Genomic DNA, 11902 nt, shown 5'->3' with positions numbered 1-11902 from the left:
CTATTTTTGAAAGAATTCGCGGTACCATTCAATCGTCTTCTCTAAACCTTCATCAATGGAGTAGTCAGGCTTCCAATCAAGCAGCTTTCTCGCCTTTTCTGCCGACAAATATTGATGCTTAATCTCATGCGTTCCTTGGTTTAAAATACGCGGCTTCAGTTCACTGCCCATTGCCTTTAAAATCTTATCCACAAGCTCAAGCACCGTCAGCTGAATTTCATTACTAAAGTTAAATGCTTCTCCAGCGAGCCCTTTTTCCTCCATCTTCTCAGCTAGAAGCAAATAAGCCTTGACTGCATCTTCAATGTAGAAGTAATCACGAATAAATGTCCCGTCACTTCTAATTTCCGGTGCCTCTCCTTCTAACACAAGCTGGATGGTTTGCGGAATGATTCTGTTGAAATTTAAATCCCCGCCCCCGTATAAATTGCCGCAGCGTGTAATACAAACCGGAAGACCATATGTGTTGTAATACGTGTGAGAAATTAAATCTGCACAGCTCTTCGATACATCATACGGATGTTTCCCATTTAGCGGCATGTCTTCATCGTATGGAAGCTGCTCCTGATCGCCGTATGCTTTGTCACTTGATGCCACGATGACTCGTTTGATCAGCGGCTGTCTTCTGCAAGCCTCCAGTACATTCCATGTCCCTAAAATATTGGCTTCAAATGTAGAAACAGGGTGTCTATTTGCGACCCCAACAATGGCCTGCGCCGCCAAATGGAAGACAGTATCAATTTCGTATTCTCCTAACGCACGTTCAATCGTTTGCATATCCTCCAATGCACCTTGCACCACATTCATCTTTTCGAATTGACTGCCTTGATATAAATTCGATCGAGGCACCTGATCACGCACAAGTCCAGTTACGTTTGCACCTTGATCAATCAATTCCTTGACGAGATAGCTTCCCAATAGTCCTGTACATCCAGTCACAAATACGTTTTTCCCATTCCAAAATCCGCTCATGCCGTCACCAAACCTTCCATGGTTGTTTTCCATTTGTCCACATGCCATTGATTTCCTTCAGGTTCTTATACGTATCGATCGCTGTCCAAAATCCGTGGTGCTCATAAACCGCAAGCTCTCCATCATTCGCCAGATTTTGCAGAGGCTCCGCTTCAAACACGCATTGATCACCGTCTGTCAAATAGTCAAATACCTTTGGAGACAACACAAAAAACCCTCCATTGATCATCCCGACACTGTCTGTCTTCTCAGAGAAGGATTGTGCCATCCCGTTATACACCTTCAGTGTCCCGTACTGGGACTTCTTTTCAATTCCTGTGACAGTCGCAGCTGCCCCAAGATCCTGATGACGCTTCAGCAGATGAAACATATTGATATTGGCAAGTCCATCACCATACGTCATCATGAATGTCTCATCCCCAATGTAGTCCTGCGCCTGCTTTAACCGTCCGCCTGTCATCGTCTCCTCACCCGTATCTAAAAAGGTGATTTTCCAGTTCTCTGACTTTCCTAAAAGCTTCATTTCTCCTGTTGCCATATCCAGCTGCATGCTGTGATGCCGCCAGTCGTAGTTCAGAAAATATTCTTTGATCTTCTCTCCTTTATATCCAAGCAATAAGATAAACTCATCTACTCCGTAATACTGATAGATTTTCATAATATGCCATAGAATAGGCCGATCTCCGATCATAGCAAGTGGTTTAGGAAGCGCTTGTGTGACCTCACTCATTCTCGTTCCCTTTCCTCCGCAGAGAATGACTGCTTTCATCTTCTCCCCTCATCTCTCTATGAAAATTTTTGATTGAAAACCTTATCTTTATGCGGAAAATCAGTACATGTACCCTCAGACTTTGTCCGACATCAGGTTTTGAATCTACTCTATTCATATGTCGAAATGAGAGATGGTGCCACCTAGCATTTAACTATTTTTACAAATAAAAAAAGAGCGAGATTTGTATTCTCGCTCTTTCAAAGTTTAAATTGTATATTATCAGGGTAGATGGTATGATAAACATGTGCATCATCAGCACAAACAGCCTCTTTTTATAAAGAGACTACTAGATGGAATGAATTCAAGTGGCAGCTTGCTTCATTCTCAATATGAATCACGGAGGTGAATTCTCATGGCACAAAACGTACTTTGTGAAGTGAACTCTTGCCGTTTTTGGGCTGATAACAGCTGTACTGCTTCTACCATTAAAATTGGTAAAAACACAATGACTGATGTGACTCGCAATGCCGAAACTGATTGCGAAACATTTGAAACAAAATAAGTTGTTTTTCTGAGATGAAGGAACTGGCAGGTTCCTTCTTTTCTTTTATCATTCTATCAAGAATGATAATTATTATCAAGTGTTTTTCACTAAACATTTCTCGGGAAATAATGACACGATATTTCTCCATTCGTTGACGATTTTCACTCCTTTTTCTATACTCAACATATCCGAAGAAGAAAAAGTGGTGACCAATCAATGGATTTTACGATACGTTTTCTATCATTCTTTGTCGTAGAAATCGAAGGCAAAGATGAACAAGCAAATAAACGGTTCAAGCATTATCAAACATTAGATCAAGAGGAATTTGAACAAAGTGAGCTGAAGGACTTTTTAGATGGCGAGCTAAAAAAAATCGTCAAACGAAAAGTGGACAGACACCCTAAATCTGAACAAGTACCGACCAAAATTGGCCGGTTCATTGTCGAACCCGGTCATGAACTCGATTCAAATCCAAACTACAATTTATTTCATCAGACGAGATTTGCAGATACAAAAGAAGTATTTAATGAATGCAGCGAACAGTTTGTTCGCACGTATTTAGATACAAGTGCTGTCAGAGGCGGCGTTTTTTTAGTTGCGTCTGCCGTTCCTAAAAAGTATTTCGATGACTCCTTTGTCTTTATTATGAAATGCGATTTTGAACAGAAAGTGGCTTCTATCGCTGATACATCTACCTTGATCAAAAAAGTCGAAATGGCCATTACAACAAAAAACATGAAATCGATTCAATACCCGTTTATGCCAGAAGAGGGCATGACAGAGGAAGCCGAAGTGAAAATTCACCAATCCTCACATGCGCGTTATTTTGAGGACTTTCTGAAATTCGTCGAATACGGGGAATCTATGCCTGAAATCATGAAATCACAGGTCATGAATATGGTGCAGGAACAAGTATTTGAAACATTACAGGATGAAAGTGAAGAATTAAAGCAGTTCGAAGAGGATCTTGAAAAATGGGAAGCGAGTGAAAAACGAGAAATTAGAGAAACACTCGATACAGAACAGGTCACACTAGCAGCTTCTCACATTGTGGAACAAACCCCTGATATCACAATGAAAATGCGTCTAGGTGAAACAGAAATCAAAGGACTTCTAGCGGACTTTGGCCACTCGATCCATATTGCGAAGGTCAACAATCGATATGTCTTGCTCGTTGAAGCAGACCAAATCGTCTTCGAAAAAGGAAGCACACCTGTTGAATTCCATAAACCAAATGGATTAAAAGAGGTGGTCAGCCACCTGACGCAAAAAGCCTACGATTCAGACATAGAATAAGAGAATATGACTGCCTCCTGCGATCAGCTGCATGAGGCAGTTTTTTTATATAACGCTTCATTTTTTACACTGCACCAGAAGAAACATGCAGCTGCCCGTCTCTTGCCCACATGCTGACAAGCATTAAGCTTATGATGAGCATCAGCCAAAAGACACTGTTTGTTCCGAAAAACTGAATCAACGTATATCCGCACAAAGGCCCTAAAGCAGCACCCATATCTTGAACAAAAGAATAGCTTGCGAGAAAGCGGTTCTTATCTGTTTGAGCAGAGGCTTTTTGAAAGGCAAGTGTATCGGTGAACGTTGTTACAATCGTTGCCAGCAGCTGAATCAAAAGCAGCATCAATAGGAACCAGCCGCTTACCTTCAGCATGACCCCAAGAAAACTGAGCCCTCCAAATGAAAGAAACATCCAGCATAGCATCCGTTCCTTCATCACAAGCCGATCAAACCATTTGCCTGTTCTCGGTGCGACAAATGGTTCCCACCCCCACCTGATTGCTTGAATGACACCGCTTAAAACCGAAGCTCCGATGACAAAGCCAAATAGAGCAAATTCATCCTGATCGATCTTTGCTTCAATGACATGACTCAGCGTGGATGCGAATAAACCTTGTATAATAAGTGCGACCAGCATGCCTGTTATCAGTACTTTTACAACATCTCGTGCAAACCACTTCTGTTTGATGCCATGATACATCTGCGTGCCTTCTCTCTTTTCAATTTCATCCAAAGATACATAAAAAACGCACCCTATCAATGTGAGTAACCCAAAGACAAGCGTCATGGACTGGAAGCCGATCAAGCTGGCGAAAATCCCGCCAAATAACATGCCAAATAAACTGCCAAGCCGGTAAAGCCCATTATAAAGACCCGTCAAATGTCCTTGTGAGCCTTCGTCCATTTCAGCCAAAACCCTCATCCCGCTCATACGGAGTAACGTCCAAGCAAGTCCCCATGCGCAGCGGCAGATCAGCAGCAGCCAAAAACCGCTCACCCCATATAATATCGTGGTCACTGACGCGATCAAAATCGCCATCAATACACCGGTCTTCATTGGGATATATCGATAGAGCCACCATACGACAGGCGCTAGCGGGATGCGAATGAATCGGTTGATGGACAGCAGTAATCCGACCTCCCAAATGGATGATAAACCAATCTCTTTCCAATAGACTGGAAGAACAATATAGAGCATTGAATCCCCAATAAGTGCAAATGCTGTGATGAGCGATATTGACACAACTTGCTTTTGACGATGATCCATTTTCCCTTCCCCCTTCGCTATCTTTACGATAAGGGATGCTTTATAATAAATCTAATGAATGTTTTTGATTAAACCATTAAAATAATTGATAGGTGGTGCAAAGTTGAATTTACATGCCCTTCGGATTTTTGCAAAGGTCGCAGAGACTAAAAGCGTCACACAAACAGCAGACGCACTATCTTTGACACAGCCAGCTGTGACGGCTCAGCTTAGAAGCATTGAACGAGAGATCGGTTTTCGCCTTTTTAAACGAAACGGCCGAGGAATTGCGCTCACAGAAATGGGAAAGATGCTGTATCCTTATGCCCGGCAAGTGTTCGAGGCTGAAAAGGAAGTAGAATATCAGATCACGCTATTACAAAATGGGAAAAAGGGGCGCCTCCGCATCGCTTCTACCTACGTACCACTCAACTTTTTACTGCCTGATTGGCTCGCTGCTTTTAAATCGTCTTCACCACAGACAGAAATTGAATTAAAAAGCGGAAACTCCGCTCAAGTGATAGACAGCCTGCTTCAATATGAATCAGATGTGGCCATCGCTGTAATTGAAGATTTGCATCATGAGGAGATCGTTACCTCCCATTTGACGAATTTAAGCTATGATTTTATTGTGCCAGCAGAGCATCCGTTAAACGGAAAAACCGTCCCGCTAGAGCGCCTGAGCCTGGAGCCTTTTTTGATGCGTGAAGAAGGCAGCTCCACAAGAGATAAACTCTTTTCCCTTTTCACCTCGAAAGGAATTAAAAAACCGACTGTTGATTTACAATTCAGCGGTGTTCATGAAGCGATTCAAATGATCAAAGCTGGCTATGGGATCACACTTGTTCCCCGTGATGCGGTTCAAGGCAGTCTCAAGCGGAAAGAGATTGGGCGCGTATATATCGAAGGCATAGAAATCGTCAGACCCGTTGTTATCTGCAAACGGGCGAATGATCTTGAAGAAAATAGAACAGTGGATGCCTTTCTGCAAATGAAAGATATCGGTCCATTTAAGGCGCCTGCTGCAAATTAAAAAAGTGCCTGCATAAGAAACAGGCATTTTTTTCTATTCGGCTGGTTGAACAATGTCATACGGTACAGCCTTTGAGGCTTTCACTAATTGTTCTGGTGTGATGAGGATTTCATTTCCCCATTCGCCTGCTCCAACACCTAATACCTCTTCCTCTAATAACGAAGCTTCGATGATGGTGCGGAAGCCTTCTGGCTGCCAGCAAAATGGCGGTATCGAGCCAATTCGGTAGCCCGTCACTTCCAGAACCTTCTCTGGTGATGCCATTTTAATATTACGAGAGCCGGCCGCTTTCTTTAGTTTCCCTGACTTAATATGCTGGTCTGCGCCAACCATCACAAGCAGCTGCTCCCCTTCCCCTGTTTCAAAAATTAATGTTTTGATCATTTGTCTTTCACGAAAACCAAGGGCTGCTGCTACATTTGCTGCTCCCTTCTCTGTTTCGGAAGAAAATGCTTTGATCTCATATGGGATGCTGTGCTGATTCAAGAATTCATGTGCCGGTAGTACTTTCATTGATTTGAACCCCTTTCCTTGCGATGTCTTTCATTTAGCTTATCACAATCCTCTCATCCTTAAGATGTATTTTTCAATGAAAAGCATCTAGGTCCTTCATCACCATGCTATACTGAACTTGTTTTTGAAAAGGAGCCGGTTGGATATGGGAAACAAGTTTTGGTATTATACAGGCAGTAAAAGCCTTCTCATGCTAAGTGATATTCTATTTGTGATGACGATCACGTTTGTGATCTATCAAGATACACAATCTGTTGCCTATGCGGCTCTATTTCCGCTAATAAGAACGCTATGCCAGCTATTAGCCGGGCTCATCTCTCCTGTTTTGACCGATCACTTTCAAGCGGGCCGGCTGTTGAAATGGGTCCCTCTTTTACGTCTTGTGATGCTCATCGTGTTTACAGCCCAATTTCATTTCTTTCAGCAGCATATGGTCTGGCTGTTAAGTGCGCTTATTCTCATTTCCATCACAGGCGGGTTCATCAGTCCTTTATTACAGGCCATCATGCCGATGCTTGTGCCAGCAAATCAGCTTGTGAAAGCGAACAGTACAGCCTCCATTTTTCATCAAACGGTGCAAATCGCCGGCTATTCGTTTACTGGAATGCTTGTCCTGTTCATTGGTCCCTTTTATTTAATGTGGATCACTTGTTTTATGATTGTGTTGTCTTATTTGTTTTTCACCCCTGTATTTCCTCTTCTTAAGCAAGAAGACACCGTTCGAAAAGCAAATAAGATGAACAGTTTCAAGGATGGCTGGACGATCATTTGGACAAACAAAACAATTCGCACCCTGACCTTTATGGATGTCTGTGAAAATATAGCGGGTGCTGTGTGGATCGGGGCGATTACCCTTGCCTTTGTCACCCATGATTTAAACGAAAGTGAGGAATGGTGGGGTTTTATCAACGGCGCTTATTATACAGGCGCCATTCTAGGCGGGCTCTTGGCTGCGTGGATAAGCCGGTTGATTCAAAAGCAGCTTCTTCTCTTTATGGCAGCTGGTTCATTCATTTATGCGGTGCTGACTATTGTCTTTTCACTGAACAGCCTGCCGTGGCTTGCTTTACTGCTTTGTATTTTGATGGGGCCTGCTTATCAAATTCGGGATGTTTCGCAGCAAACCATTCTTCAAACGGAAACGCCCGTCCGAGATTTATCAAAGGTGTACTCGGCTCATTACGTCCTTTCTTCTGTATCTGTCGGTTTATCTATTTTCTTTGTTGGATTGATTGCAGATGCATTCGGAGCGAGGACTGTGTATTTGCTAGGCGGTTTGTTTGTGCTCATCTGTTCGGGGATTGCCATCCTCGCTTTTATGAGGCAGAAAAAAAAGAGCGGCTGATTCATGCAGCGGCTCTTTTACTTTTCCTTTAACATCGCGAACATGTCACGAGCCATCGCTTCTAAAATATACACAACTGGCGTCTGTGTCGTAATATTGGCTCTGTGAACCCGTTCGTCTGTCACGTAATAAGCAATATTTAAATCGGAAATGCGCGAAATCGTACAGTGCTGATTGTTTGTAATACTAATGATTTTGCTTCCTTCTCTTTTTAACTTCGAAATATGATCAATCGTAATACGGTTCTCCCCTGATACAGACAGCACAATGGTGACACTATTGTCTAAATACTGCATATTCATCGGGAAAAACGGATCATTGATGTAAAATGAAAATTTCTCAAGACTCGAAAAATACCTAGCCCCATACTGTGCCAAAATACCAGAGCTGCCAGTTCCGATAAACAGCACATTTTTTGCATCGGCAATGAGCCTTGCTGCCTCCTTAATTTTCCCTTCAAAGTCCCCTTTCAGTGTGCGTTCAATAAATTCATATAGAAAGTGCTGTGTGCTTTTTAAAGTAGGTGTCTGCTCTGATTCTAAATACATTTTGAGTTTCACTTTAAACTCTGAAAAGCCTTCACAATTCACTTTTCGGCAAAAGCGAAGGACAGACGAGGTGGAAATATGGGCAGCATCTGCTAAATCCCGAATTCTCATATACACGACCTTTTCACTGTTTTCCATGATATATCGGTATAAAGCGCTTTCTAGTTCATTAAAGCTTGAAATGACCTCACTTGAAAACATCTGACTTCCCCTTTCTCCAACAGCATGTCACAATGTGTTTCTTTTATGTAACAAATCTCTAAATGAGACACCCTTGCCTAAAGACGCTGAAGTCATTTACGCACTAGATGCTCTCACGATAAGCTATAGATGTACAGACAAAAGAATTGGCTTTTCTCTATTATAACATTGCGCGTTACATTATTCGGAGGTGCAGCACATGGCAAAAGGATTAAAGGTTGTCACAATTGGCGGAGGATCAAGCTATACACCAGAGCTTGTAGAAGGATTTATTAAACGATACGATGAATTTCCGATTAGCGAGCTTTGGCTTGTCGATATTGAAGCGGGAAAAGAGAAGCTTGAAATCGTCGGAAATCTTGCAAAACGCATGGTGAAAAAGGCAGGACTTCCAATCGAGGTTCATTTAACATTAGATCGCCGGAAAGCGCTTGCGGGCGCTGATTTCGTCACAACACAATTCCGTGTCGGACTTCTTGAAGCACGTATGAAGGATGAACGCATTCCTTTAAAATATGATGTCATTGGTCAAGAAACGAATGGTCCAGGAGGTCTATTCAAAGGACTTCGCACCATTCCAGTCATTCTTGATATTGTCAAAGATATTGAAGAACTGTGCCCAGACGCATGGCTTGTGAATTTCACCAACCCAGCTGGTATGGTCACAGAAGCCGTTCTTCGCTATTCAAACCATCGCAAAGTCGTTGGCTTATGCAACGTGCCAATCGGTATTCGCATGGGAATCGCCAAAGGACTTGATGTCGACGCAAGCAGAGTCGAAGTCAGCTTTGCTGGATTAAACCATATGGTCTTTGGACTCAATGTATTCTTAGATGGCAAAAGCATCATGGATCAAGTCATCGAAGACATGGCAGATCCAAACTCCAGCATGTCGATGAACAACATTCAAGCCATTCCGTGGAATGCAGATTTCTTAAAAGGGCTTGGCGTCATTCCATGTCCATATCACCGCTACTACTACAAAACAAGTGATATGCTGGCTGAAGAAAAGAAAGCAGCAGAGAATGAAGGAACTCGTGCAGAAGTCGTTCGTGCACTAGAAAATGACCTGTTCGAGCTTTACAAAGATCCTGATCTTGATATCAAACCGCCACAGCTTGAAAAACGAGGCGGTGCTTACTACAGTGATGCGGCTTGTAACTTGATTGCATCCATTTATAACGACAAGCATGACATTCAGCCTGTGAACACCATCAACAATGGTGCCATCAGTGACATTCCAAATGATTCTGCCGTTGAACTCAACTGCGTCATCACAAAAGACGGTCCTAAACCAATCGCTGTTGGTGAAATGCCAGTCGCTGTCAAAGGACTCATTTCTCAAATTAAATCCTTTGAACGTGTTGCCGCTGAAGCAGCCGTGACAGGCGATTACAACACAGCCCTTGTCGCAATGACGATCAACCCGCTCGTCCCATCAGATGCGATTGCAAAAAGCATCCTCGATGAAATGCTAGAAGCACACAAAGAATATTTACCACAGTTCTTCAATAAAGTAGAAGCATAAAACAGAACCGCACTTGTCAAAAGTGCGGTTTTCTTATTTCGCTGCAAACAGCCGGTCCATCTGAGCACGATCATAGTCTAATAGCCAGTGCTGTAAGCCCTCATAGACTGGCCGAAGACGCTCAGAATCTGACGCTATGAGATCACAGCCTCGATCATCATATAAGTGGAAAATCATCTGTTTCGAGAGATTGATGAGATAAATTTCATTATCAAGCTTCCCCTTCATGATTTGATTCGGTGCATAGAAATCCTCTTGGCATATGGCTTGTAGAAGTGGGCGTAATCGGATATCTTGCAGCTGACAAGTTAAGGTAAATCTCTCCAATGTCAGTGGCTCATCTAGTTCTGGTCTAACATAGGTCAAAAGCTCGTGACGCAATCGATTGCGTACTTGCTGGCGGACATATTTCTGATAAACTAGGAGCTTTTGCTTCGTTAATTCATGTTCATGCTGCGTATAGACATCCGTGACAAACAGAATATCGTCTTCTGGATCAAAAGCATATCTGACAATTTTCAAAGCACGATCCCCTGCTTTTTCTAATACAACTGATTCTTCTCCTAATGACCAATCTGCCACTTCAAAGCGAAGCCCAAAAGGCCATTGATAAAAAAGGGACGGTGTGAGGACAAGATCAGGAAAATGACTTTTTAAAAAACTATTGGTTTGATCGCTCATCTCATGTCCTTCCATTGGTTTTATTTATTATTTTACCGTTGAAACTGATGGAAATACAATTGGAAATAAACTGTCATTTCTTATATGATGGAAAGAGATGGAGGTGTGACCAATTGAAAAAATCAAAATGGTTTCTACAAGTGTTCCTCACAGCATTGATCACCATGTGGGTACAGACTGGACTTGATCAGGCGAACATCATTCATATCACCAATGTATGGGTCGATGCCAGCAGCTGGATCCTTATCTTCTTTGTCATCTACGCACTTTTTGAATGGGCAGCTCACGTCTTAGCAAAACGGAAAACCGCTCATCGCTGAACATCTCTTTTCATAGAGATGTTTTTTGTTGAAATTCCTCTTGCACAAGTTCATGGATGACGCCCATTCCTGCCTGGCTTCCCGCAGCTGCTGCAAGTACAAGCTGAGCAGGGCCGCCTAAATTGTCACCGCATGCAAAGACACCGCTGACGGTTGTACGTCCAAGAATATCTGTTTCAATGCCGGCATTTTTCGTCATTTGACAGCCTAGTTTTTCAGCAAATGGAGCTGACTGCTTGAATTCACTTGCGACAAATCCGCCTTCTCTTTTCACTGTCTCCCCATTCGCAAGTTGGAGAGAGTGCAGCTGCCCATTGTCATGATCGATTGACATAATCGGTACATCAATGACTTGAATAGAATGTGCTGATAGCAGTGCCTTCTCCTCTTCAGCTAACACTTGCTGCCCATTCGTAAACACGATCAAATCCTTTGTCCAATTGGAAAGAAGTTTAGCCATATGCAAGGCGCGTGGATTCTCAGCAATTAGGGCAAGCGGCTTGTCCTTTAGCTCCCAACCATCGCAGAAAGGACAGCTAAACAACGTCTTTCCATACACGTCATGAATTCCCTTAATCTCTGGCAGTATATCCTGAAGTCCTGTTGCCAATATGATTTTCTTCGCTTCGAATCTTTCTCCCTCTTGTGTCAGTAACGTAAAGTTGTCCTCATTGTTTTGTATCTCAACAATTCTGCTTCGCTTTATTTGAATATGAGGGTAGTTTTGAATATCTGCCTCTCCCGCTTGTCTGATCTCAAACGGTGTCATTCCATCGTTTGTAATAAATCCATGTGATTCCTGTGTCACTCGATTTCTTGGCATCTCGTCATCGAATACAATGACCTGTTTTCTGCCCCGCCCCACAACAAGTGCTGCACTTAATCCGGCTGGCCCGCCTCCGATAATGGCACAATCTAATAACATGTAAATCTCTCCTTTTTATTAAAGATTTTAAAGACTCT

The 11902-nt window shown here is 42.7% G+C and carries 13 protein-coding genes; 6 read left to right on the top strand and 7 right to left on the bottom strand.

Translation table 11 applies throughout. From position 1 onward, the window contains the following. Complete coding sequence (locus tag MHH26_RS01500; RefSeq protein WP_041816148.1) at window positions 1-972, bottom strand: GDP-mannose 4,6-dehydratase; 972 nt, start codon at window positions 970-972, stop codon at window positions 1-3. Between the two features lie 4 nt (window positions 973-976). Further along, window positions 977-1741 (bottom strand): glucose-1-phosphate cytidylyltransferase, encoded by a 765-nt coding sequence (rfbF, locus tag MHH26_RS01495; RefSeq protein ID WP_106043758.1) that lies wholly within the window; start codon window positions 1739-1741, stop codon window positions 977-979. 355 nt (window positions 1742-2096) lie between these two features. Between rfbF and MHH26_RS01490 the strand changes: the two genes are divergently transcribed. Continuing rightward, window positions 2097-2246: a DUF1540 domain-containing protein gene (locus MHH26_RS01490; protein WP_003213883.1), complete on the top strand. Its 150-nt coding sequence runs from the start codon at window positions 2097-2099 to the stop codon at window positions 2244-2246. Between the two features lie 198 nt (window positions 2247-2444). Further along, window positions 2445-3524, top strand: a complete 1080-nt coding sequence (locus tag MHH26_RS01485) for a DUF3900 domain-containing protein (protein WP_340971969.1) — start codon at window positions 2445-2447, stop codon at window positions 3522-3524. A gap of 64 nt (window positions 3525-3588) precedes the next feature. On the opposite strand, the gene MHH26_RS01480 is transcribed toward MHH26_RS01485, so the two are convergent. Then, complete coding sequence (locus MHH26_RS01480; RefSeq protein ID WP_307499269.1) at window positions 3589-4791, bottom strand: MFS transporter; 1203 nt, start codon at window positions 4789-4791, stop codon at window positions 3589-3591. Window positions 4792-4894: 103 nt separating this feature from the next. On the opposite strand from MHH26_RS01480, the gene MHH26_RS01475 reads away from it, so the two are divergent. Continuing rightward, a complete protein-coding gene (locus tag MHH26_RS01475; protein ID WP_307499268.1) occupies window positions 4895-5803 on the top strand; it encodes a LysR family transcriptional regulator in 909 nt (302 codons plus the stop codon). Between the two features lie 33 nt (window positions 5804-5836). On the opposite strand, the gene MHH26_RS01470 is transcribed toward MHH26_RS01475, so the two are convergent. Further along, window positions 5837-6316 (bottom strand): aminoacyl-tRNA deacylase, encoded by a 480-nt coding sequence (locus MHH26_RS01470; protein WP_060595726.1) that lies wholly within the window; start codon window positions 6314-6316, stop codon window positions 5837-5839. Between the two features lie 145 nt (window positions 6317-6461). On the opposite strand from MHH26_RS01470, the gene MHH26_RS01465 reads away from it, so the two are divergent. After that, window positions 6462-7661, top strand: a complete 1200-nt coding sequence (locus MHH26_RS01465; RefSeq protein ID WP_340971964.1) for an MFS transporter — start codon at window positions 6462-6464, stop codon at window positions 7659-7661. A 17-nt stretch (window positions 7662-7678) separates the two neighbouring features. Here MHH26_RS01465 and MHH26_RS01460 read toward each other — a convergent pair whose 3' ends face one another. Next, window positions 7679-8410 carry a MurR/RpiR family transcriptional regulator gene (locus MHH26_RS01460; protein ID WP_034664588.1) on the bottom strand — a complete coding sequence of 244 codons (732 nt, stop codon included), beginning with the start codon at window positions 8408-8410 and terminating at the stop codon, window positions 7679-7681. Window positions 8411-8609: 199 nt separating this feature from the next. Between MHH26_RS01460 and MHH26_RS01455 the strand changes: the two genes are divergently transcribed. Then, complete coding sequence (locus tag MHH26_RS01455; protein ID WP_034664592.1) at window positions 8610-9938, top strand: 6-phospho-beta-glucosidase; 1329 nt, start codon at window positions 8610-8612, stop codon at window positions 9936-9938. 33 nt (window positions 9939-9971) lie between these two features. Here MHH26_RS01455 and MHH26_RS01450 read toward each other — a convergent pair whose 3' ends face one another. Beyond that, the gene (locus MHH26_RS01450; RefSeq protein ID WP_340971960.1) at window positions 9972-10619 is read right to left on the bottom strand and encodes a DUF3885 domain-containing protein; all 648 of its coding nucleotides are present in this window, start codon (window positions 10617-10619) and stop codon (window positions 9972-9974) included. A gap of 113 nt (window positions 10620-10732) precedes the next feature. On the opposite strand from MHH26_RS01450, the gene MHH26_RS01445 reads away from it, so the two are divergent. Then, window positions 10733-10939: a hypothetical protein gene (locus tag MHH26_RS01445; protein WP_066031192.1), complete on the top strand. Its 207-nt coding sequence runs from the start codon at window positions 10733-10735 to the stop codon at window positions 10937-10939. A gap of 10 nt (window positions 10940-10949) precedes the next feature. Here MHH26_RS01445 and MHH26_RS01440 read toward each other — a convergent pair whose 3' ends face one another. Beyond that, window positions 10950-11864 (bottom strand): NAD(P)/FAD-dependent oxidoreductase, encoded by a 915-nt coding sequence (locus MHH26_RS01440; RefSeq protein WP_340971957.1) that lies wholly within the window; start codon window positions 11862-11864, stop codon window positions 10950-10952. Between the last annotated feature and the right edge of the window lie 38 nt (window positions 11865-11902).

This window comes from Bacillus sp. FSL K6-2839, assembly GCF_038003365.1.
GTDB lineage: Bacteria > Bacillota > Bacilli > Bacillales > Bacillaceae > Bacillus.
Note: the sequence above shows the minus strand (reverse complement) of the source record. Positions and strands in the feature narration are given on the sequence as shown.